The sequence below is a fragment of the Streptomyces sp. NPDC050161 genome (assembly GCF_044460025.1).
Lineage (GTDB): Bacteria > Actinomycetota > Actinomycetes > Streptomycetales > Streptomycetaceae > Streptomyces.
Genome location: NZ_JBITJM010000017.1, coordinates 1 through 21150, shown reverse-complemented (window position 1 = coordinate 21150; position 21150 = coordinate 1). Strand labels below are relative to the sequence as shown.

Genomic DNA, 21150 nt, shown 5'->3' with positions numbered 1-21150 from the left:
TCAGGCCCCCTGTCCTGCGGTCAGGTTCTCGCCGCGGGCGGCTGCGAGCCGTACCGCGTCGAGGATCTTCTCGTAGCCCGTGCAGCGGCACAGGTTGCCCGACAGCGCCTCGCGGATGTCGGCGTCCGACGGGGAGGCGTTGCGCTCCAGCAGTTCGTCGGCGGCGACCAGCAGGCCCGGGGTGCAGAAGCCGCACTGGACCGCGCCCGCGTCGATGAACGCCTGCTGGATCGGGGAGAGTTCGACGTTCCCGCCGGTCTGCGAGTCGGCGGACGCGGGCTTGGCCTGCCACCGCTTGGCGGCGTCCACGCTCGTACCGCAGGCCCCGGAGGCGCAACCGCCGTGCTCGGCCCGCTGCTTGGCGAAGTCGGCCAGGCCCTCGACGGTCACCACGTCGCGGCCCTCGGCCTGCCCTGCGGCCACCAGGCACGAACACACCGGCACACCGTCGAGACGGACCGTGCAGGAGCCGCATTCGCCCTGCTCACAGGCGTTCTTGGAGCCCGGAAGGCCCATCCGCTCGCGGAGGACGTACAACAGGCTCTCGCCTTCCCAGACGTCGTCGGCCTCCTGGCGGCGGCCGTTGACGGTGAAGTTCACGCGCACCGGTTGCTCCTCTCCTGACCCCGGTAGGACTCCCAGGTCCATCCGAGGGTGCGGCGCGCCATGATGCCCACGGCGTGGCGCCGGTACTTGGCGCTGCCGCGCACGTCGTCGATCGGGTTGCAGGCGCCGGTGGCGAGCTGCGCGAACTGCTTGGCGACGGACGGCGGGATGGTGCTGCCCGACTCCCAGAACCCGCCCTCGTCCAGCGCGGCCGTCAGGAACTCCTCGGCCTCGCGGGCCCGTACGGGGGTGGGCGCCGCGGAGCCGATGCCGGTGCGGACCGTGCGGGTCTCGGGGTGCAGCGCCAGGCCGAAGGCGCACACCGCGATGACCATGGCGTTGCGGGTGCCGACCTTGGAGAACTGCTGCGGACCGTCGGCCTTGGGCAGATGCACCGCGCGGATCAGCTCGTCCTGCTCCATGGCGTTGCGCTTGACGCCGACGTAGAAGTCGTCGACCGGGATCATGCGGCGGCCCCGTACCGACTCGACCTCGACCTCGCCGCCGGACGCGAGCAGCGCGGGGTGCGCGTCGCCGGCCGGGGACGCGGTGCCGAGGTTGCCGCCGACGCCGCCGCGGTTGCGGATCTGCGGGGAGGCCACGGTGTGCGAGGCCAGCGCGAGGCCGGGCAGCTCGGCCCGCAGGTTCTCCATGATCATGGTGTACGGCACGGACGCGCCGAGGCGTACGGTCTCCTCCCCGACCTCCCACTCCGACAGGTCACCGATGCGGTTCAGGTCGAGCAGGTACGCGGGGCGGCGGTGATCGAAGTTGATCTCGACCATCACGTCCGTGCCGCCCGCGATGGGTACAGCTGTGGGGTGCTCGGCCTTCGCGGCGAGCGCCTCCTCCCAGCTGGCGGGGCGAAGGAAGTCCATACGAGGCTCTCTTCTATCTTCTCTGAAAATGGGGGCGTCCGCTGCTCGTGGTGAGGACCTTCGGCCCTCGTCGCCATCGAGCCGTTCATGTCTTGTTCATGCTGTTGGGGCCAGTGAAACCGCTCACGGCCCGGCCGGTGCAGTCACCGAAACCATGAAGCGGTTGGCTGGCCAGCACCTGTGTCTTGTAGATTCGAACGAATAGCGGGGTGCGGAAACCTCGCGGCATTCCACCGGCACCACAAGACACAGCAAAGATCGGCGGGCGAGGTCATGCGGCTCCGCGCACTCCTGGACACGACATCCCTGGGCCTGCGCCTGCTCGGGGGCGAGGACGAGCTGGAGCGCTCCGTACGCGGCGTGATGACCACCGACCTGCGCGACCCGAGCCGCTACCTGTCCGGCGGGGAACTGGTCCTCACCGGCCTCGCCTGGCGCCGCGAGGCGGCCGACTCCGAGCGCTTCGTCCGGATCCTGGCCGCCGCCGGTGTCGCCGGGCTCGCGGCGGGCGAGGCGGAGCTGGGCTCGGTGCCGGACGATCTCGTGCAGGCGTGCGCCCGGCACCGGCTGCCGCTGTTCTCCGTCGTCGAGGACGTCTCGTTCGCCTCCATCACCGAGTACGTGGTCCGGCAGGTCTCCGGCGAACGGGCCGGTGACCTCGCCGCCGTCGTCGACCGTCACCGGCGGCTGATGACGTCGGGGCCCGCGGGCGGCGGCCCCGAAGTGGTGCTCGACCTCCTCGGCTCCGACCTCGACCTGCGGGCCTGGGTGCTCTCCCCCACCGGCCGGCAGATCGCCGGATCGACGCTGGCGGGCGCAGGCCCCGAACTGCCGGGGGAACTGGCCGCGCAGCTGGCGGGCGAGCACCTCGCGGCCTCCCGCGGCGGCCGGCGCGGCCCGTACCGCGTCACGCTCGGCGGCACCACGTACTCGCTCTTCCCCATCCGGCACGAGGGCCGTGACCTGCGCGAGACGCTGCTCTCCGACTGGCTGCTCGCCGTCGAGGCGGACGCCGGCGACTGGCCGGCGGAACGGCTCGACCTGCTCCAGGGCGTCACCCAGCTGATCGCCGTCGAACGCGACCGGCGCGACGCGGCGCGTACGGTGCGCAGGCGGCTCGCCCAGGAGGTCATCGAGCTGGTGCAGACGGGCGCGCCGCCCGCCGAGATCGCGGCCAGGCTGCGGGTGGCCGCACCGGTGCTGCTGCCCGGTCTGGGCGCCGCGCCGCACTGGCAGATCGTGGTGGCCCGGGTGGAGTGGGACGGCGACGGGGTACCGGGCGGCCCGGTCGCACAGGCCCTCCTGGAAGAGGTGCTGGTCGATCCCGGCACGTTCGGGCCCGAGCCGTCCGACCGGATCGCCGTCGCACACACCGGCGACGAGGCGGTGGCGCTGGTTCCGCTGCCCGCCACGGCCGACGCGGCGGGCGAGGGCGCGGCGACGGGGCTGCACGCCGGATCGCTGCTCTCCGTCATCCGGGAACCGCTGGGCCACGGCCTGGCGGACGACGGCCGGCTGACGGTCGGCGTCAGCGCTGCGGTGCACTCGGCCGAGGGACTGCGCGGCGCCCTGGAGGAGGCCAGGCACGCCCGCCGGGTCGCCGCCGCCCGCAGCGGCCGGGTCTGCGCGGCTGGCCACGAGGAGCTGGCCTCGCACGTCCTGCTGCTGCCGTTCGTCCCCGACGATGTCCGCCGTGCCTTCACCGCCCGCCTCCTGGACCCGCTGCGCGACTACGACCGCAGGCACCGCGCCGAGCTGATCCCCACCCTGGAGGCGTTCTTGGACAGCGACGGCTCCTGGACCCGCTGCGCGGGCCGCCTCCACCTGCACGTCAACACGCTCCGCTACCGGGTGGGCCGGATCGAGCAGCTGACCGGCCGCGATCTGTCCCGCCTGGAGGACAAGCTGGACTTCTTCCTCGCCCTGCGGATGAGCTGACGGGCGCCGGGGGCTGACGGCACCGAGGGCTCCGCGCGCACCCCGGCGTGCGCCTTCCCCGCGCCCCGGCGGGCCCCGGCGCACTCCTCGGCGCACGACCCGGCGCCGCCGCCGGCAACCGCGCACCGCCGCCCGGGGTCATCCGATCGGGCGGCATCGCCCCGTACCGCGCCGGACGGCCCCGCCCGCGGCCCGGCCGGGAGCGCGGCCGATCACCGGCCCCGGCCGGTGGCCGGAAGGCGCCGCGAAGATTGTGAATTCATTCACCCACCCCCTTGGCCGGGCGCCGGAACCGTGCTGAGATGCGCGCACGGCTCCACCATCCAGCTCAAAGGCGCGCTCGGGGAGGGCAATGTGGCGGATACCGCCATGTCAGGATCCGCGGATTCCGCGGCATCACGTCGGCCGGCACAACCGGTACCAGCGGTTCCGGGAGCCAGGACGGCGGAGGGGGACGATCCACTCGACCGCGCCGTATGGCGACTGCGCTCCCGCGGCTGCTGGGACGACGCCGCCGCACTGCTGGAGGTGCACGCCGCCCGTCACGCGCCGTCCGCACTGCGCCGCGCGGCCCTCCTGGTGGAGGGCTGCATGTACACCGCCGACGGCTGGGCCGGCGCCGAGGACGCGCTGCGCGCCGCCGAGGCGCTCGCGGGCGACGACGACGAACGCGGCGCCGCGGCCTGCGAACGCGGCCAACTCGCCTACGCCGCAACGGTCCTCGGCGTACGCGACCGGGCCGACGAGGCGCGTTCGGCGCTCGGCCGGGCCGCCGCACTGCTCGCGCCGGGAGCGGCCGGCCGTCCACTGCTCGACTTCCGCCGCGGGCTGATGGCCGAGCACGTCGCCGACAGCCCGCAGTCCGCCCGTGCCGCGTACCGCCGCGCCCACGCGGGCGCCACCGCCGCCGGTGACCTGCTGCTGCTCTCCTCCACCTGGCGGCATCTGGCCGGACTCGCCCTGCGCGACGGCGAGTTGACCGAGGCGCGGCACGGCTTCACCGAGTCGCTGCGGATCCGCGAGGAGCTGGGTTTCCTCGTCGGGACGGCGCCCGCGCTGGTGGCCCTGTCCGACGCCGCGCCCGATGACGAGAAGGACCGTCTGGTCGCCGAGGCCGCCCGGCTTTTCCGTCTGATGGGCGGTCTGCCCACCTGGCTCGCGGGCCGGTTCACGGTGGCGGCGGTCACCCCGTAGCGACCCGCCGCGGCGGCCCCGGCCGGTGCCCTGGCCGCCGCGGCCGGGCCGTCAACCACTGGCCACCGGCCATGCCCGCCCCGGCGAATATTGGCCGGATCTGCCCTGTGCCGGGGCCGGAACAGCTGCCGGACCGCACCGGCGTGACGCCATGACCAGGCGGAACTCCCGTACAACGGGGTGATGTTGGCACCTCGGGGACGGTGCCCGAGGTGCCGAAAATGGCCGCAAGTCGCACTGCGGCGCGATGACGGGGACTGGAAGCTGGTCCAGGGCCGGAGCCGGTCCCCCCATTCGCAGAGCCTGTCAGGAGGCCCCCGTGGCACCCGGAACGACCGAAACCACCGCAGCATCCGACTGGGGCAAGGCCGACTTCGAGGCGATCTACAACCGCCCCGATCCACAGCGCTACTTCACCACCCTCCAGCCGCTCGACTACCAGATCCCGCACCACGGCCAGGCCGTGTTCCGCGCCGCCGTCGACGCCCTGCGCCGGCGCCGCGCGGACCGGCCGCCGCTGAACGTCGTCGACCTCTGCTGCTCGTACGGCATCAACGCCGCACTGCTCAAACACCGGTTGACCCTCACCGACCTCTACGACCGGTACGCCCGGCAGGACCAGGACGCGCCGCGCCTGCCGCAGGACGACCGCGCGTACTTCGCCGCCCGGATCCTCCCCGACGCACCGCACGTCACCGGCCTCGACGTGGCCGACCAGGCCGTCGGCTACGCCAGGTCAGCGGGCGTGCTCGACCAGGGGTTCGCGGAGAACCTGGAGACCGACGAGCCGAGCCCGCAGCTGCGCGCCGCACTGGCCGGCACCGACCTGATCACCGTCACCGGCGGCGTCGGCTACATCTCGGAGCGCACCTTCGGCCACCTCATCGACTCCATGGACAGCCCGCCCTGGGTGGCCGCGTTCGTGCTGCGCACGGTCTCCTACCGGCCGGTGTCCGCGCTGCTGGCCCGCGCGGGCCTGGTGACCGAGAAACTGACGACGCGCACCTTCCGCCAGCGGCGCTTCGCCGACGGCGACGAGCGGCGGGCGGCCTTCACCGCGCTGGCCGGACACGGCCTGACGACGCACGGCAAGGAAGCCGACGGCTTCTACCACGCCGACCTGTACCTCTCCCGGCCCGCGGCCGACGTCGCCCTCCTGCCGATGAGCGAGCTGATTCCGGACTGAGCTCGTCGTCCACCTCTGTCTGCGCCGCACGGCGCAGACAGAGGTTCCGTCGGCGTCGAAACCGGCTGACGCACTTCCGGGGCCCGCGGATGCCCATCCGATAGGGCATCAATCCCGATCACGCGGAAAGGGAGAGCTGTTCGCGCACACCGCTCCAGCCGGGTCACGCCAGATCTTGAACTCACCTGCGCCCGGCGGCGGTTCAGCCCGGCGGGGAAGCCCACCCCTGACGCCACATCGCCCAGGCGGCCTACGCGGTGGTGGCGATGCCGCCGTCGACGGGGATCACGGTGCCTGTGAGGTATGCGCCTGCCCGGCTGGCGAGGAACACGGCGACACCCGCCATGTCGTCGTCGCGGCCGATCCGGCGCAGTGGGGCCGACGCCGCGATCGCCTCGCCGAGCTCATCGAGGGTTGCCGCCATCATCGCCGACGGGAACGGTCCCGGCGCCACGGCGTTCACGGTGACGTGCTGCGGTCCCAGTTCCTTGGCGAGCACTCTGGTGAGTTGATGCAGTGCGGCCTTGCTGCTGGAGTACGAGTAGTTGGGCCGCTGGGGGATGTGGATGGCGGCGATGCTGCCGATGTTGATGATCCGCGCGGGATCGTCGGCGGTGCCCGCCTCGCGAAGTGCGGGCAGCAGCGCCTGGACCAGCCAGAACGGCGACTTCAGGTTGAGGTCGACGACCGTGTCCCAGGCCGCGTCCGGGAACGTCGCCAGCGGCTCGTCCCACATGGCGCCCGCGTTGTTGACGAGGATGTCGAGACGTTCCGAGTCGGCGGTGACGAGGTCGGCCAGTCGCCGGCACTCGTCGTGGCGGGACAGGTCGGCGGGGATGGCCCGCACCTCACCGAATGCGGAAAGCTGTTCCTGCGCCTGAGCGCACGCTTCTGCGTTGCGTGAGCTGATGACCACGCGGACGCCCGCCTGGAGAAGGCCACGCGCGATCATCATTCCGATGCCTCTGGTGCCACCGGTGACGAGCGCGCGCTTTCCGCACAGATCGAAAAGTTCTGCATGCGTGGTGAATTGGTTGTCCGTCACTTGCCGTCACTCTCGTTGGTCGTGCGGGATGATGCGTCGACGCGTCGGGTGTTCGGTTCAGCTGTCTCAACGCTATGACCCTGGAGTGCACTCCAAGCAAGCGGATCCCGGTCCCGACGGACCGCGCCCGCAACCGCCTCAAGCGCCACCGGGCTGTAGCCACGAGGTATGACACGCCCGCGGTCCGCTACGAGGCGACCGCGCTGGTCGCAGTTCTCAACGAGTGGCTGTGCCCAGCGCTTTCACAACAGAACCCAGGGGCCTGCCGGTCCGGATCAGGTCCGGCTCGCAGGCTCCGGACACGGACTCTGCCGCCACGGCCCGCCCCCCCCGGCGCCACGACCGGTCAGTGCGGGTGGCGGGCCACCGACAGATGCGCGCGGGCGATGCGCTCGACGACCTCGTACTCCTGCGCGGCCAGGGCGTCCAGGAGTGCCGTGTGCTCCGACGCGTCGGCCAGCAGCTCCGCGGTACGCAGCCGGGAGCCGCCGGCCGGGCGCTGGGTGCGGCGCAGCAGGTCGTCGGCGACCTCCACCAGGCGGCGGTTGCCGGTCAGGGACATCAGGGCGTGATGGAAGGCCAGATCCGCCTCGGCGTAGCCGACCCGGTCGCCGTGCGCCGCGGCCGTGACGCAGGCCGCGGCCTGCGGGCGCAGTTCCTCCCAGCGCTCCGGGCGCAGCGCCCTGGCCAGCCTGACGATCGCCGGGATCTCCAGCATGGCGCGGACCTCGGCGAGTTCGGCGAGGTCACGCGCGCTGCGCTCGGCGACCCGGAAGCCGCGGTTGGGGACCACTTCGACGGCGCCCTCGCCCGCGAGTTGCTGCATCGCCTCGCGGACGGGGGTGGCCGAGACGCCGTACCGCGTGCCGAGCGCGGGCGCGGAGTAGACCTCGCCCGGCGTCAGTTCACCGGCGAGCAGCGCTTCCCGCAGCGCCGCGAGCACCTGGCCGCGTACGGAGTGCCGCCGCAGGCGCGGCGCGCCCTGCCCCGCGGCGTCGGGTGTCGCGGCACTCGCCGCGTGGACCGCCGTGGCACGCTCATGGACGACGTGATCGCCGTGCGGCGCGGCGGAACCGGCTTGCGCGGGCACCCGTGCCCGGACCGGGGTCTGCGCTTCCGCTCTGCCCTGCTCCATGGTGCTTCCTCCTGACATCCCCAGCACTTTAGGCGTCCGGAACCGGGGTTCACACCTCGCGGAGTCGGGGTAATGTCTTCAGGTAAGGTAAGGCTTACCTGCCAACGATCCCGATTCGGTGGTCTCCCGCATGACTCCTGCCCTTGCCGCGCCTGCCCTGACCTCACCGTTCGCGGGCGCCTACGCCAGGCTCACCGAGGTGTTCCCCGGCCTGCGGGTGACCGAGTGGGACACGGCCGCGCCCAGCGGCCCCGGCTGGGTGCCAGCCGCCGCACTCGCGGCCGGCGACGAAGCCCTGGACGCCTTCCTGGCCTGGGACGACGAGCAGGTCCTGCGGGATTACCACACCCGCGCCCGGCCTGACGTCATCGCCAGCTTCGCGCTGCACCGCTACGCCTGGCCCGCCTGCCTGCTCATCACCATGCCGTGGTTCCTGAACCGCCGGGTGCCGCGGCTGCCGGTGGCGGACGTCACCTTCCAGCGCGAGCTGGGCCGGATGGCCGTACGGGTGCGCTCGTTCGCGTGTCTTCCCGGCGACCCGGCGGCCGGTCTGCCCGGGGCCCGTGTGGTGCCGGACGAGGAGGCGCTGCGCGCCGAGGTGCGGGACGCGGTCGCCGAGCATCTGGCGCCCGTGCTCGACGGGTTCCGCCCCCGGATGCGGCGCGGCCCGCGCGCCCTGTGGGGCATGGCGACGGACGAGATCGTCGAGGGCCTGTGGTATCTCGGGCACCTCCTGGGCGAGGAACCGCGCGCGATGGCCGAGCTGGAGCAGCTGCTGCCCGGTGCCACCGCCCCGTACGTCGGCAGCGCGGCCTTCCGCGAGCTGACCGGTCCCTCCGGCGAGGCACTGCCGACCCGGGACCGCGCGAGCTGCTGCATGTTCTACACGCTGCGCCCCGACGACACCTGCGTGACCTGCCCGCGCACCTGCGACGCCGACCGCATCAGCCGCCTCAGCGCGACCGCCTGACACACACCCGGCCTCCCGGGCGGCCGGGGCAACCCTCAACTCCCGGCCCCCACAGGGACGTTCGGTTGACGCCGCGCACTCCCCCGCTCCCCTCCCTCAGGCCGGTTCCGGGATCCGGCGGCGGGCGGCGGCCACCACCAGACCGCCGGCGACGGCGAGGGCCGCGAGGACGGCGGCGAAGACCGTCGCCCCGGTCGTCAGCCCCGTGGCGTCACTGAGGTAACCGGCCGCCACCGGCAGGGAACCGGCCGGCAGGTAGCCGCCGACGTTGAGCGCGGCGATGGCCTCGGCCAGACGCCGCGGCGGGACGGCGGAGTTGAGCAGGGAGAGGCCGCCGAGCTGGCCCAATCCCTGGCCCGCGCCCGCCAGCACGGCGGACGCGGTGAGCGCCGGGACGGACGAGGCGTGCACCGCGACGACGAGCGCCGCCGTACTGAGTGCCGTACTGACGGCTCCGGCCATGAGGACCGTGCGCCTCCGCAGCCGCTGCACCGCGAACTGGACGCCGGTCGCGACGAGGAACATCACGAAGGCCATGCCTCCCGCGACCACCCGGCTGGTGGTGTGCAGCGCGCCGGACAGCAGCGAGGGTCCGAGCGACAGCACGAACGAGGTCGCGGTGATGCCGGGGCCGAACGCGGCGATGCCGAGCACCAGTTGCGTACGGCTCTCGCGCGGCACCCCGGGGACGCGTATCCAGGCCCCGCCGCCCGTCGCGGCGGGACGCGGCACCGGCATCCGCACCACGACGAGGGCGGCGGTCGCCAGCAGCACCGCCTCGACGAGGAACACCGTGACGGTCGGCGCCGGGAGCGTCTCGGACAGGACACCGGAGAGGAACGGGCCGAGCCCCGCCCCCAGGACCATCGCGCAGGACGCGAGCAGGGCCGCCAGCCGCTTGCGCCGCTGCCCCGCCACGTCCGTCACCGCCGCCATGCCCGCGGAGACGGCCGCGCCGACGGCGATGCCGGTCAGCAGCCGCGCCACGACGAGGGCGGCCACCGATGACGCGGTCGCGAAGATCCCGCAGGCCATCAGGGCCAGAGCGAGCGCCGGCAGCAGCACCCGCTTGCGGCCCAACCGGTCGGAGACCACACCCGACACCAGCAGCGATCCCAGCAGCCCCACGATGTAGCAGGCGAAGATCACGGTGAGCATGCCCTTGGAGAAGCCGATGTCCCGCTGCCAGAGCACATACAGCGGAGTGGCCGCATTGGACAGCACGAAAATCGCGGTGACCGGCCATGCCGCCATCCAGATCCACCACACGGGGGCCGGGTCAACGCCCCCTGGAACCACACCCGTTCGCCCGGCATCCCGCTCACGTACCGCGCCCCGGGGCACCGTTGAACTCACCGACATGGGCATTCCCTCCACCGTCCAGTACGAGTTGAGTCGAACTTAGCATGCAGTACGATTGAACTCGTACTAACGGGTGACGTCGCAAGAAAGGGGTGGCCATGCCGTCCACCGAGCCGCCGGAGTCAGCCATCAAGGTCCTGCCGGAACCCCCCGGCCTGCCGGAACCGCTGCCGGAACCGGCCGTGGCCGACCTCCGCCTGGAAACCGTGCTCGGCGCCCTGAGCGACCCTCTGCGGATGGGCATCGTGCACGCGCTCCTGGTGGAACGCGAGGAATTCGACCACCCCTGCGGCTGGTTCGGGCTCGACCGCCCGAAGTCCTCGCTCACCCATCACTTCCGCGCCCTGCGCGACGCCGGCATCACCCGGCAGCGCCAGTACGGCCTGGAACGCCGCAGCCACGTACGCGTCGACGACCTCAACACCCGTTTCCCCGGCCTGCTCGACCTGATCGCCGCCTGGACACCGGACACGAGCCCCGGGAAGTGAGCCGCCGCGGCGACGGCCCGCGGACGCGCCTGCCGCCGCGTACGACCGACGTTATGATGTGTGCATGCATCGTTCTTCATGCCTGACCTGGTGGCGCTCCTCGTAGGAGCGGCCACCTCTCACGCATGACCGGGCCGTTCACCGGACGGCCCTTTCGTCTTCCCTGGATCAGGGGTTTCGCCGTCCCGATGACGGCAGCGACCCAGACCAGGAGAGTTCATGATCACCACTTCCCCGACCCCGGGCACCGCCTCCCCCGCAGCCGGTTCACCGGCGGACGCGATCGGGACGTCCGCCGCACAAACCCGCAGCGCGGAGCTGGAGAAGCTCATCCAGGAAGACCCGGGGCGCTTCCGCGTGCTGACCGGCGACCGTCCGACCGGGCGGCTGCACGTGGGCCACTACTTCGGCACCCTCCACAACCGGGTACGGCTCCAGGACCTCGGGGTGGACCTGTTCGTGATCATCGCGGACTACCAGGTGCTGACCGACCGCGACGTGGCGGACGACCTCACCGGGCACGTCGAGGAGCTGATGCTCGACCATCTCGCCATCGGCGTGGATCCGAGCCGCAGCACGATCTTCACGCACAGCGCCGTTCCCGCGCTCAACCAGCTGCTGCTGCCGTTCCTCAGCCTGGTCTCGGTCGCCGAGCTGAGCCGCAACCCCACGGTCAAGGACGAGATCGCCCACTCGCGGCAGTCCTCCGTCAGCGGCCTGATGTTCACCTACCCCGCCCATCAGGCGGCCGACATCCTCTTCTGCAAGGCCAACCTCGTCCCGGTCGGCCAGGACCAGCTCCCCCACCTCGAACTCACCCGGACCCTCGCGCGCCGCTTCAACGACCGCTACGGCAACGGCGGTCCGGTGTTCCCCGAGCCCGACGCCCTGCTGTCCGACGCGCCGCTGCTGCTCGGCACCGACGGCACCAAAATGAGCAAGAGCCGGGGCAACGCCATCGCTCTGGCCGCCGACGCCGACGAGACCGCCGCACTGATCCGGCGCGCCAGGACCGACTCCGACCGCCACATCACCTACGACCCGGCCACCCGCCCCGAGGTGTCCTCACTCCTGCTGCTCGCCGCCCTCTGCCAGGGCGGCACACCCCAGCAGATCGCCGACGGCATCGGCTCCGCGGGAGCCGCCGCCCTGAAGAAGACCGTCACCGAAGCCGTCAACGAGTACCTGGCACCGATCCGGGCCCGCCGCGCCCGGTACGCACAGGACCGCGGCCATCTCCGTCGGATACTGCGCGAAGGCAACGAGCGGGCCAGGGACGTGGCCGATACCACGCTCGGCGAAGTGCGCAGGGCGATGAAGAGCGACTACTGACGGTTCCATGCCCGTTCGGTGACGGGCAGTTGACCGTCAGCAGGCGGGAGGCGCGTTCCGGGACCGGGCCGCCCTGCTCGGCGCACACCCCACGTGCGGGTGAATTCCCCATGATCCATTGGCACTTGATCGACTACTGCGGTCAGGATGACCGGGGACCTCCGGCAGGCTCCGGCCCCGGGGCCCGGCGAAAGATCTCCAGCCGAACGCGCATCGATCCGGCAGCGCGAGGCGGTACGTGAACAGGCCAAGGCCCGCATCCGGCCCGCGGCGAGCGCGGGGATCCTGACCACGCACGGCTTCGCGCACGGCCCGGTCGACGGATCCACGGTGCGGTCGGCGACAACGAACCGGCCACGTCAACAGCCCGCCGCTCCGGCGCGCCGACGGGAGATGTATGCCCAGCACCGACACCATCCTCCCCCTGCACCGTCTGACCACCGCCGAACCCGCACCACCGCGGCGCACGACCCTGCCCGACGGCACCCCCGCCTGGCACTTCAGCCGCTACACCGACGTCCGCTTCGTCATCAACCACGCCACGTTCCAACGCGACGCGCCGACCGCAGCGGACGACGACACCACCAACCTGGTGGACGCCCCCGACGCGGTCGCCAACGTGCACGACGACCAGCACCTCCGGCTGCGCCGCGCCATCAAGCGCGCGTTCAGCCCCCGTGCGATCGCCCGCATGACGCCGTGGGTGGCCGGCGTCGTCGACCAGCTGCTCGACGCGCTCGTCGAGCACGGCTCGCCGGCGGACCTGGTCACCCACTACACCCAACCGCTGCCCATCGCGGTCATGCGCAGGCTGACGGGCGTCCACGACGTCGACAACGCCCGCCTGCTCCACTGGGCCGAGCACGCCTTCGCCGGTGCCACGACGGACCTGGCGAAGACCACCGAAGCCACCCGGGAGTTCACCGAGTTCACCCTCAAGCTGCTGGCCGAGCGGCGGCACACACCGGGCCCTGACCTCGTCAGCTCCCTGGTCCAGGCCACCGACGAGGAGGGGGGTATCACCGAGCCGCAACTCGTCAACCTGGTCAGCACGCTGGTCGTGGGCGGCCACGACACCGCGATGACCATGCTCAGCAACTCCCTGCTCTACCTGCTGGGCGAGCGCCCCGATGTCTGGGCCCGCCTGGGCTCCGACGAAGCCGCGGCCCGCCTTCTGACCGAGCGCATGCTGCACCTGATCCCGCTCGGCGACCCCGACGAACGGCCCAACCCGCTCCGGGCACACGAGGACATCGACGTCGGCGGCGTCACCGTCCGGGCCGGCGAGATCGTCGTCGTCGACCGCGCCGCGGCCAACCGGGATCCGGCGGTGTTCTCGGACGATCCCTTCAGCGACCTGTTCGCACCGCTGGAGAGCCCGACCCTGGCCTTCGGCGGAGGCCGCCACTACTGCCCTGGCACCTGGCTGGCCCGCACCGAACTGCACCTCGGCCTGCACCGCCTCGCCGCCCGCCTCCCCGGCCTGCGCCTGACCACATCGGACGACGCCGTCCAGTGGCGTCTGGGCACCATCACCCGCAGCCCGCTGCACCTGCCCGTCACCTGGTAGGCAGCAGCGGCGCCCCGCCCCACGGCCGCCGCTGCCACCGGCCCCGTCGCCGTCGCCGTCGCCGTTGAGCGCACACGGGCGTATCCGGGGCCGCACGTCCCACAGATCGCGATCACTGACGCTCACGATCGGCAGCACGGTTTCCGATTCGGCGGATGCCGGTGCGTGAGCGGAGGTGAGGGCCATGGAGCGCCCCTGGGTCGTGGGAGTGGACGGATCGGATCCCGCGGTGCGGTCGCTGGACTGGGCGGCGGACGGAGCGGCACGCCACGGGGCGACGCTCCGGATCGTGCACGCTTCCCTGTGGGAACGCTACGAGGGCGGGGGACAGGACCGGGGCCCGTTGCGTCCCACGGAGCAGGTGCTGGCGGATGACATCGTGCGGTCCGCCGCCGACCGCGCCCGCCGCCGCCACCCGCACCTCGGGGTCTCGACGGAAGTCCTCGCCGCCGACCCGGTCACGGCCCTGCTCGGGGAAGGGCGCCACGCCTCGGTACTGGTGCTCGGCCGGCGGGGGCGCGGCAAGATGGCCGGGGTGCTGCTGGGTTCGGTGACCCTGGCCGTTGCGGGCCGGGCGCCGTGCCCGGTGGTCGTGGTGCGGGGAGAGCCCGCCGCCGTCGCGGGGGCGCACGCGCGGGTGCTGCTCGGTGTGGCGAAGGCGGCCGACGCGCCGGACGCGGTGAGCTTCGCCGTGCGCGAGGCGGCGGCCCGCGGCTGTGCGCTGGAGGCCGTCCACGCCTGGCAGCACCCCGCGCACGAGCCGGGTGGTCCTTCGCTCCACCGGGAGGCCCTAAGCCGCCACGAGCAGGACGCGTGGCGGCTGCTGGACGGTCTCCGCGACGACGTGGCAGGCGAGCAGCCCGAGGTACCGGTGCATCGCCTCGCGGTCGAAGGGCCCGCGCACAAGGCGCTGATGCACCGCTCGACCACCGCTGATGTCCTCGTCATCGGCGGGCATCGCCGCGCTCACGGCGAACCGCATCTCGGGCGGGTGGCCCGTACCGCGCTCTTTCATGCGGCGTGCCCCGTGGCCATCGTGCCGTGGCGGGGGTGAGCGCGGGCGCGGCACGACGCGTCCGAGGGGCCGGGCGGCCGTCGGCCGTAGGGGCCGTTCGGTCCCCGGCAGCGCTGGTCGGCTCATTGAGCACCGGGCGGGGCGACGCGCAGGCTTGACGTGCCCGGGGCGGGTCCGCCGGGCCTGCGCGCCTCGCCCTGTACCGGAAGAAGGTCACCATGGAGCCGGAAACGATCGCTGTGGGCCTCGACGGGTCGGTGGAGAGCCTTGCCGCGGCACGGTGGGCGGCCGATGAAGCAGACCGGCGCCAGGCGGTGCTGCGGCTGCTGCACGCCTGGATACTGCTGGCTGCCGAGGCCCAGGACACACCCCCGGAGCGCGACCAGAACGCCGGCGCCCGGCAGATCGTGCGCCGGGCCGTGGAGGAGGTACGTACGCGCCACCCCGGCCTCGGGATCATGGAGGAGCTGGTGGGATCCGAAGCGGTGCCGGCCCTGCTGCGCGCGGCGGACACGTCGCGGATGGTGGTGCTCGGGTCGCGCGCCCTCACGGCGTGGGAGGGCTACGTACTGGGCGATGTCGGCTGGGACGTGATCGGCCGGGCGGAGCGGCCCGTCGTGCTGGTCCGCGGCAGTTGGTCGGCAAAGGCAGCGGCGGCGGAGGCACGGACCGAATCCGCGCGCGGCACGCCGAAGTCGGCCGGGCCGAGGGTCGTCGTCTGCGTCGGCCTCAAAAGGCCGTGCGACGCGCTGCTCACCTTCGCCTTCGACGCCGCGGCGAGCCGCGGCGTTCCGCTCCAGGTCCTGCACGGACGCCCGCTCCCCGTCCACGCCTACGTGCCCTGGGGAATCGAGCCGGACGTCGCGGCGGAGGTCACCGAGGACGCCGAGAAGGAGCTGCAGCAGGCCATGGCCCCATGGCGGGAGCGCTTCCCCGATGTACCGCTCCAGCTGACGGTGCTGCCGGAGAGCCCCTCGCACGCCCTGGTCGGAACCACCGCCGGAGCCGAGCTGGTGGCGGTCGGCCGACGGCTGCACCACCCGCTTCCCGCACCCCGTATCGGCCCCGTCGCACACGCCGCCATCCATCACGTGACCTGTCCTGTGGCGGTGGTTCCGTACAGCTGAGGTGGGGGCCCGGGGTCCGGGGCGGCCCACGCACCCACCCGTCAGGGTGACTTCCTTCGAACTCAACTCACCTGCCACGTCCAGCAGTTCGACGCCAAAGTGGTGCATGCCCGCCGCATCGCGCTCATTGGCGTTCTCTTGTGCCGAATCCCCCTGTACCGGCCGGGCGTTCCGCCAGGATGGCGCGCGGAAGCGCGGAACGCGAGGCAAGGAATCCCGGCATGAGAACAACCGACATATCGCTGGATTGGCTGGTCCCGGCGGCGCTGCTGCTCGTCGGCATCCTGGTGGCCGTCGCGGTGGTCGCGCGCGGCAGGCGCTCGGCGGGCCGTCCGTCCGGCGACGACTCCTGGGAGCGCAGCGAGGATCGCAGGCGCCGCAAGGAAGCCGTCTACGCCATGGCCTCGTACCTGCTGCTGTTCTGCTGTGCCGCGGTCGCCGCGGCACTGTCCTTCCACGGTCTGGTCGGCTTCGGCGTGCAGAACCTCAACCTCTCCGGAGGCTGGGAGTACTTGGTGCCGTTCGGGCTCGACGGCGCGGCGATGTTCTGCTCGGTGCTCGCCGTGCGCGAGGCCAGCCACGGTGACGCGGCGCTCGGCTCGCGTCTGCTGGTGTGGACGTTCGCCGGTGCGGCTGCCTGGTTCAACTGGGTGCACGCGCCCCGGGGGCTCGACCACGCGGGCGCGCCGCAGTTCTTCGCCGGGATGTCGCTGTCGGCCGCGGTGCTCTTCGACCGGGCGCTGAAGCAGACCCGGCGGGCGGCGCTGCGCGAGCAGGGTCTGGTGCCCCGCCCGCTGCCGCAGATCCGGATCGTGCGCTGGCTGCGGGCCCCTCGGGAGACGTTCGCCGCCTGGTCGCTGATGCTGCTGGAGGGGGTGCGGTCGCTGGACGAGGCCGTCGAAGAGGTCAGGGAGGACCGCAAGGAGAAGGAGCGGAACCGGCTGCGCAGGCGGGAGCAGGGCAAGCTCGACCGGGCCAGGATCAAGGCCATCAACCGGCAGCACCGCTCCTGGGGCGTCGGCAGGCAGGGGCGTCAGCTGGCGGTTCCCCAGGGCGCGACGGCCACCGCGACCGCGGAGGTGCCGGGTCCTGACCCCGCCATAACCGACGGACCGCCCTCGCTGCCCGCGGGGGAGTTGCCGTTGCGTTCCCGGCCTGCCCTCAAGGCGGTGAGCGGCGCCGACGGCGACCCCGCCGCCGCCCGTCCGCAGTCCTTCGACCTCACGGCGGAGGACGACACCCAGACCCTCCCCCGGCTGGACTCGCTGGAGGAGAAACTCGCCGCGATCGAGCGGCAGTTCGGCTGAGACACGGCGGGCCCGCCCGGCCCTCACGTCACCGGGTCAGGCCGGTCCGCCCAGCTCGAACCAGACGCTTTTGCCGAGGCCGTGGGTGCGTACACCCCAGGCGTCGGCGAGGGTGCGGACCAGGAACAGGCCACGGCCCGACGTACCGTCGCCGGTCGGCGCCCGCGGCTCCGGGCGGGTGGTGGCGCAGTCGCGGACCTCGACGCGCAGCCGGTCGGTGACCGTCGCGGTGACGACGGCGCCGCCCGTGGTGTGCACGAGGGCGTTGGTGACCAACTCGCTGATCAATAACGACGCGACGTCCGATATATCGCCGTGCGAGGGTGCGTCCCAGCGACTCAGCATCCGGCGCAGCTCCCTGCGTACGTCGGCCACCGCGCTCAGGTCGGCCTCCTGGACCTTGCGTTCCATCACCCACGGTTCGCGTGCGGCAACTGCCGTCCCCCGGCTCCCCCCGGTCGTCCGTTCCCGTCCGTCCCGCTCCTGGCGCCACACAGGGTGCCGCATCATCTCCCCCGCCCCGAACGTCCCCTCAGAACCGCTCTCTCGAACAGCCTCACGGTGATGCATGCCCACGGGGCAAGGCGACATGCTTGCGGTTTCACGGTTCTGCGGCGGCGGGCCGCGGGGCACGCGGAGAGGCGCCGGATCCGGCCATCAGCAGGCCGGATCGCGGTATGCCGGACGTCATCTCCGGGGAATATTCCGGAGGTTGGAGCGTGCCATCTGGAGCATCCGGCCGACTCCGCCGTCCAGCACGATCTTGCCGGCCGACAGCGCGAAGCCGGACACCATCTCGGCGCTGATCTTCGGCGGGATGGACAGCGCGTTGGGGTCGGTGACGATGTCGACCAGCGCCGGGCCCTTGTGCGCGAACGCGTCCCGCAGCGCGCCGCGCAGCTGTTTGGGCTTCTCCACCCGCACGCCGTGCGCGCCGGCCGCACGGGCGAGCGCCGCGAAGTCCGGGTTGTGGTTGGTGGTGCCGTACGAGGGGAGCCCGGCGACCAGCATCTCCAGCTCCACCATGCCCAGCGATGAGTTGTTGAACAGCACGACCTTGACCGGCAGGTCGTACTGGACCAGGGTCAGGAAGTCGCCCATCAGCATGGTGAATCCGCCGTCGCCCGACATCGACACGACCTGCCGCCCGCGGTCGATGAACTGGGCGCCGATGGCCTGCGGCAGCGCGTTCGCCATCGATCCGTGGGTGAACGAACCGATCACCCTGCGGCGGCCGTTGGGGCTCAGATAGCGGGCCGCCCAGACGTTGCACATACCGGTGTCGACGGTGAACACCGCGTCGTCGGCGGCCTCTTCGTCCAGGACCGACGCCACGAATTCGGGGTGGATCGGGATGTGCTTCTCGACCTTGCGGGTGTAGGCGCTGACCACGCCTTCCAGGGCGTCGGCGTGCTTCTTGAGCATCCGGTCCAGGAAGGTGCGCTGTGACTTGATCTGCACCTTGGGTGTCAGGCAGCGCAGCGTCTCGCGGACGTCTCCCCAGACGGCGAGGTCGAGTTTGGAGCGCCTGCCCAGGTGTTCGGGGCGGACATCGACCTGGACGATCTTGACGTCGTCCGGCAGGAACGCGTTGTAAGGGAAGTCCGTGCCGAGCAGGATCAGCAGATCGCACTCGTGGGTCGCCTCGTACGCCGCGCCGTAGCCCAGCAGGCCGCTCATGCCGACGTCGTACGGGTTGTCGTACTGGATCCACTCCTTGCCGCGCAGCGCGTGCCCGACCGGGGCCTTGATCCGCTCGGCGAAATCCATCACCTCGGTGTGTGCGCCCGCCGTGCCGCTGCCGCAGAACAGGGTGACCTTGCCGGCCGCGTCGATCATCTCGGCGAGCCGGTCGATCTCGGCGTCGCCGGGGCGTACCGAGGGGCGCGAGGTGACCAGGGCGTGCTCGACGGCGCGGTCGGGTGCGGCCTCGGCAGCGATGTCGCCGGGCAGCGAGACGACCGCGACGCCGCTCTGCCCGACGGCGTGCTGGATGGCGGTCTGGAGGACCCGCGGCATCTGCTGCCTGCTGGAGATCAGCTCGCTGTAGTGGCTGCATTCGGCGAACAGCCGGTCGGGGTGGGTCTCCTGGAAGTAGCCGGTGCCGATCTCGCTCGACGGGATCTGCGAGGCGAGGGCGAGCACCGGGGCCATGGACCGGTGGGCGTCGTAGAGGCCGTTGATCAGGTGCAGGTTGCCCGGCCCGCAGGAGCCGGCGCAGGCCGCGAGTCTGCCGGTGATCTGCGCCTCGGCCCCGGCGGCGAACGCGGCGGTCTCCTCGTGTCTGACCTGGATCCAGTCGAGGTCGGGTGTGCGGCGGATGGCGTCGACGACGGGGTTCAGGCTGTCGCCGACGACCCCGTACAGCCGCTGCACGCCGGCCCGCACCAGGATGTCCACGAATTGCTCGGCCACGGTCTGCTTCGCCATGTCGCGCTCGCTCCTTCGACGCCTTCGGTGGGCGGTTCCCTCCTCATCAACCCACGAGCGTCCGCGCTCCGCCTCCGCTGGCCGCGCGGCCCGCCCGCCATCGCCGGGTACCCGCGCCGGGGCGGCTCACCCGTATGGCGTCGCCGTCGTTCCCTGGTCTGAGCCGCTCGTGCGTCCTAGGTGTCCCACACGGCGACGGCCGTGCGGTCCTTGGCGTGGCCCTTGACGCGTATCTGTGCGGTGGCGAGGAAGGCGGTGAGGCCGGGCGGTTCCGGGGCCGACCAGTCGGTGGCGAGGCGGGAGGCGAAGGCGGGCTCGTCGGCGAGCGGCTCGGCGAGACCGGCGCTGCACAGCAGCAGGGTGTCACCGCGGCGGGCGGTGACGGTGCCGAAGACGAACGGGTCGGGGCGCGCGGGCTCGGGGGCGCCGGAGGAAGGGGCTTCGGCGGGCGGCGCACCGGGGTCCGAGGGTGTGGGCTCCAGGTCCTGCCAGCCGTCGCCGTCCAGCCGTAGGGTGCCGCCCTCGCCCACGCCGAAGAAGACCCGCAGCCGGCACTCCGGGTCGGCGGGCAGCAGCAGGCAGCGCAGCGACGCCGTGTACTCCTGCGGGGCGCGGTCCAGCTCGGCGGCGCGGGACCGCAGCCTGCCGTAGCTGCGGTCGGTGAGCCGTTGCAGCCCGGACTTGAGTGCGCTGCGGTTGTCGGTGCGCAGGTCATCGGCCAGATGGGTGCAGCTGCGGCCGACCGCGCCGCCGATCCAGGCGCAGGCGTCGTGCGCGGCGCGGTGGGCGCCGGCGACGGCGGGTGTGCCGGTGCCGACGGCGACCAGGATCAGGGTGTGCCGGCCGGTGCCGAAGCGGGTGACGAGCAGTGCGTCGCGGCGGGGTTCGCCCCGGTAGCGGGCGGAGTCCCCGCGCTGCGATGCGGCTCTGAGGGTGAGCGAGCCGTACTGGGCACCGTCCAGGACCGTGTCGGGTACCAGCTCGCCGAGCGCCTCCGGGTCGGCGGGCGGCAGCGCCACCGGCTCGGGTGCGTAGGTCGGCGGCCGGTCCCCGATGAAGCCGACGGCCGGATGCGGGGGCGGTGTGCGGCGGGGGGCGGGGAGCGGGCTCGCCTGCGGGGCGGCGGCGGAGGCGGCTCGGGGCGGGGCTGCCCGGGGTGCGGCGGGTGCGGGCGAGGCGGGCGCGGGCGGCGGGGCGGGTCGCGGTGGGCAACCGACCGCCCGGAGTGCGGAGTTGACCCGTTCGTCCAGGGTGTCGGGGGACTTGCCTGGACCGGTGTCGCGGGGCGGCGGGTGCGGGGCGTGGCCGTTCGGGGCTCCGGGGGCGGCGCCCCTGCCGGTGTCGGCTTCGCCGTACAGCTGCCGCCACCAGTGGTCCTCGTGGCCACGTCGTGCACCCTGCTGGTTCATGGACGGATTCTGCGCAGCGGGGCGGCCCGGGAAACGGGGCGTGCGGGCGCATTCCGCCGGGGGGGGGCCCCCCCCCCCGGCCGCCCCGGCGGGGGGCCGCGGGGGGGGGGCCCCCCGGGCGGGGGCCGCGGGGCGGGGGCGCGGGGGGGGGGGGGGGT

At 72.9% G+C, this 21150-nt stretch carries 18 protein-coding genes; 10 read left to right on the top strand and 8 right to left on the bottom strand.

The window, feature by feature from the left end:
- Both ACIBK8_RS25170 and ACIBK8_RS25165 read right to left on the bottom strand, forming a co-directional pair.
- The gene (locus tag ACIBK8_RS25170) at nucleotides 1-606 is read right to left on the bottom strand and encodes a (2Fe-2S)-binding protein (RefSeq protein WP_399044120.1); all 606 of its coding nucleotides are present in this window, start codon (nucleotides 604-606) and stop codon (nucleotides 1-3) included.
- Nucleotides 597-1484 (bottom strand): FAD binding domain-containing protein, encoded by an 888-nt coding sequence (locus tag ACIBK8_RS25165; protein WP_399044119.1) that lies wholly within the window; start codon nucleotides 1482-1484, stop codon nucleotides 597-599. Before ACIBK8_RS25165 ends, ACIBK8_RS25170 begins: the two co-directional genes overlap by 10 nt.
- A 273-nt stretch (nucleotides 1485-1757) precedes the next feature.
- On the opposite strand from ACIBK8_RS25165, the gene ACIBK8_RS25160 reads away from it, so the two are divergent.
- The 3 genes from ACIBK8_RS25160 to ACIBK8_RS25150 all read left to right on the top strand — a co-directional run bounded on the left by ACIBK8_RS25160 (nucleotide 1758) and on the right by ACIBK8_RS25150 (nucleotide 5802).
- Nucleotides 1758-3422: a PucR family transcriptional regulator gene (locus ACIBK8_RS25160; RefSeq protein WP_399044118.1), complete on the top strand. Its 1665-nt coding sequence runs from the start codon at nucleotides 1758-1760 to the stop codon at nucleotides 3420-3422.
- Between the two features lie 369 nt (nucleotides 3423-3791).
- On the top strand, nucleotides 3792-4616 hold the full coding sequence (locus tag ACIBK8_RS25155) for a hypothetical protein (protein ID WP_399044117.1): 825 nt from the start codon (nucleotides 3792-3794) through the stop codon (nucleotides 4614-4616).
- 319 nt (nucleotides 4617-4935) lie between these two features.
- Nucleotides 4936-5802, top strand: a complete 867-nt coding sequence (locus tag ACIBK8_RS25150) for a hypothetical protein (protein WP_399044116.1) — start codon at nucleotides 4936-4938, stop codon at nucleotides 5800-5802.
- 250 nt (nucleotides 5803-6052) lie between these two features.
- Here ACIBK8_RS25150 and ACIBK8_RS25145 read toward each other — a convergent pair whose 3' ends face one another.
- Entirely contained in the window at nucleotides 6053-6847 is a 795-nt protein-coding gene (locus ACIBK8_RS25145; RefSeq protein WP_399044115.1) for an SDR family oxidoreductase, read from the bottom strand.
- Nucleotides 6848-7193: 346 nt separating this feature from the next.
- Nucleotides 7194-7982 carry a GntR family transcriptional regulator gene (locus tag ACIBK8_RS25140; RefSeq protein WP_399044114.1) on the bottom strand — a complete coding sequence of 263 codons (789 nt, stop codon included), beginning with the start codon at nucleotides 7980-7982 and terminating at the stop codon, nucleotides 7194-7196.
- Between the two features lie 130 nt (nucleotides 7983-8112).
- Between ACIBK8_RS25140 and ACIBK8_RS25135 the strand changes: the two genes are divergently transcribed.
- On the top strand, nucleotides 8113-8952 hold the full coding sequence (locus ACIBK8_RS25135) for a (2Fe-2S)-binding protein (RefSeq protein WP_399044113.1): 840 nt from the start codon (nucleotides 8113-8115) through the stop codon (nucleotides 8950-8952).
- A gap of 96 nt (nucleotides 8953-9048) precedes the next feature.
- On the opposite strand, the gene ACIBK8_RS25130 is transcribed toward ACIBK8_RS25135, so the two are convergent.
- Entirely contained in the window at nucleotides 9049-10206 is a 1158-nt protein-coding gene (locus tag ACIBK8_RS25130) for an MFS transporter (protein WP_399044112.1), read from the bottom strand.
- 206 nt (nucleotides 10207-10412) lie between these two features.
- On the opposite strand from ACIBK8_RS25130, the gene ACIBK8_RS25125 reads away from it, so the two are divergent.
- The 6 genes from ACIBK8_RS25125 to ACIBK8_RS25100 all read left to right on the top strand — a co-directional run bounded on the left by ACIBK8_RS25125 (nucleotide 10413) and on the right by ACIBK8_RS25100 (nucleotide 17153).
- Nucleotides 10413-10802, top strand: a complete 390-nt coding sequence (locus ACIBK8_RS25125; RefSeq protein ID WP_399044111.1) for an ArsR/SmtB family transcription factor — start codon at nucleotides 10413-10415, stop codon at nucleotides 10800-10802.
- A 219-nt stretch (nucleotides 10803-11021) separates the two neighbouring features.
- Nucleotides 11022-12134, top strand: coding sequence for a tryptophan--tRNA ligase (gene trpS, locus ACIBK8_RS25120; RefSeq protein ID WP_399044110.1), 1113 nt, complete (start codon nucleotides 11022-11024; stop codon nucleotides 12132-12134).
- 397 nt (nucleotides 12135-12531) lie between these two features.
- Nucleotides 12532-13704 (top strand): cytochrome P450, encoded by a 1173-nt coding sequence (locus ACIBK8_RS25115; protein ID WP_399044109.1) that lies wholly within the window; start codon nucleotides 12532-12534, stop codon nucleotides 13702-13704.
- Between the two features lie 184 nt (nucleotides 13705-13888).
- Nucleotides 13889-14758: a universal stress protein gene (locus tag ACIBK8_RS25110; RefSeq protein ID WP_399044108.1), complete on the top strand. Its 870-nt coding sequence runs from the start codon at nucleotides 13889-13891 to the stop codon at nucleotides 14756-14758.
- 179 nt (nucleotides 14759-14937) lie between these two features.
- A complete protein-coding gene (locus ACIBK8_RS25105; protein ID WP_399044107.1) occupies nucleotides 14938-15846 on the top strand; it encodes a universal stress protein in 909 nt (302 codons plus the stop codon).
- A 221-nt stretch (nucleotides 15847-16067) separates the two neighbouring features.
- The gene (locus ACIBK8_RS25100) at nucleotides 16068-17153 is read left to right on the top strand and encodes a DUF2637 domain-containing protein (protein WP_399044106.1); all 1086 of its coding nucleotides are present in this window, start codon (nucleotides 16068-16070) and stop codon (nucleotides 17151-17153) included.
- Between the two features lie 36 nt (nucleotides 17154-17189).
- Here ACIBK8_RS25100 and ACIBK8_RS25095 read toward each other — a convergent pair whose 3' ends face one another.
- The 3 genes from ACIBK8_RS25095 to ACIBK8_RS25085 form a co-directional block, all read right to left on the bottom strand.
- The gene (locus tag ACIBK8_RS25095) at nucleotides 17190-17564 is read right to left on the bottom strand and encodes an ATP-binding protein (protein ID WP_399044105.1); all 375 of its coding nucleotides are present in this window, start codon (nucleotides 17562-17564) and stop codon (nucleotides 17190-17192) included.
- A gap of 276 nt (nucleotides 17565-17840) precedes the next feature.
- Nucleotides 17841-19583 carry a pyruvate dehydrogenase gene (locus tag ACIBK8_RS25090; RefSeq protein ID WP_399044104.1) on the bottom strand — a complete coding sequence of 581 codons (1743 nt, stop codon included), beginning with the start codon at nucleotides 19581-19583 and terminating at the stop codon, nucleotides 17841-17843.
- A 176-nt stretch (nucleotides 19584-19759) separates the two neighbouring features.
- Complete coding sequence (locus tag ACIBK8_RS25085) at nucleotides 19760-20992, bottom strand: protein phosphatase 2C domain-containing protein (RefSeq protein WP_399044103.1); 1233 nt, start codon at nucleotides 20990-20992, stop codon at nucleotides 19760-19762.
- Nucleotides 20993-21150 lie beyond the last annotated feature (158 nt).

Excerpts from the sequence above, each read along its gene's own strand:
- ACIBK8_RS25100 (WP_399044106.1), top strand. The coding sequence starts at position 16,068 with ATGAGAACAACCGACATATCGCTGGATTGGCTGGTCCCGGCGGCGCTG.
- ACIBK8_RS25115 (WP_399044109.1), top strand. The coding sequence starts at position 12,532 with ATGCCCAGCACCGACACCATCCTCCCCCTGCACCGTCTGACCACCGCC.
- ACIBK8_RS25125 (WP_399044111.1), top strand. The coding sequence starts at position 10,413 with ATGCCGTCCACCGAGCCGCCGGAGTCAGCCATCAAGGTCCTGCCGGAA.
- ACIBK8_RS25110 (WP_399044108.1), top strand. The coding sequence starts at position 13,889 with ATGGAGCGCCCCTGGGTCGTGGGAGTGGACGGATCGGATCCCGCGGTG.
- ACIBK8_RS25095 (WP_399044105.1), bottom strand. The coding sequence starts at position 17,564 with ATGGAACGCAAGGTCCAGGAGGCCGACCTGAGCGCGGTGGCCGACGTA.
- ACIBK8_RS25155 (WP_399044117.1), top strand. The coding sequence starts at position 3,792 with ATGTCAGGATCCGCGGATTCCGCGGCATCACGTCGGCCGGCACAACCG.
- ACIBK8_RS25085 (WP_399044103.1), bottom strand. The coding sequence starts at position 20,992 with ATGAACCAGCAGGGTGCACGACGTGGCCACGAGGACCACTGGTGGCGG.
- ACIBK8_RS25090 (WP_399044104.1), bottom strand. The coding sequence starts at position 19,583 with ATGGCGAAGCAGACCGTGGCCGAGCAATTCGTGGACATCCTGGTGCGG.
- ACIBK8_RS25140 (WP_399044114.1), bottom strand. The coding sequence starts at position 7,982 with ATGGAGCAGGGCAGAGCGGAAGCGCAGACCCCGGTCCGGGCACGGGTG.
- ACIBK8_RS25130 (WP_399044112.1), bottom strand. The coding sequence starts at position 10,206 with ATGGCGGCATGGCCGGTCACCGCGATTTTCGTGCTGTCCAATGCGGCC.
- trpS (WP_399044110.1), top strand. The coding sequence starts at position 11,022 with ATGATCACCACTTCCCCGACCCCGGGCACCGCCTCCCCCGCAGCCGGT.
- ACIBK8_RS25135 (WP_399044113.1), top strand. The coding sequence starts at position 8,113 with ATGACTCCTGCCCTTGCCGCGCCTGCCCTGACCTCACCGTTCGCGGGC.
- ACIBK8_RS25165 (WP_399044119.1), bottom strand. The coding sequence starts at position 1,484 with ATGGACTTCCTTCGCCCCGCCAGCTGGGAGGAGGCGCTCGCCGCGAAG.
- ACIBK8_RS25160 (WP_399044118.1), top strand. The coding sequence starts at position 1,758 with ATGCGGCTCCGCGCACTCCTGGACACGACATCCCTGGGCCTGCGCCTG.
- ACIBK8_RS25105 (WP_399044107.1), top strand. The coding sequence starts at position 14,938 with ATGGAGCCGGAAACGATCGCTGTGGGCCTCGACGGGTCGGTGGAGAGC.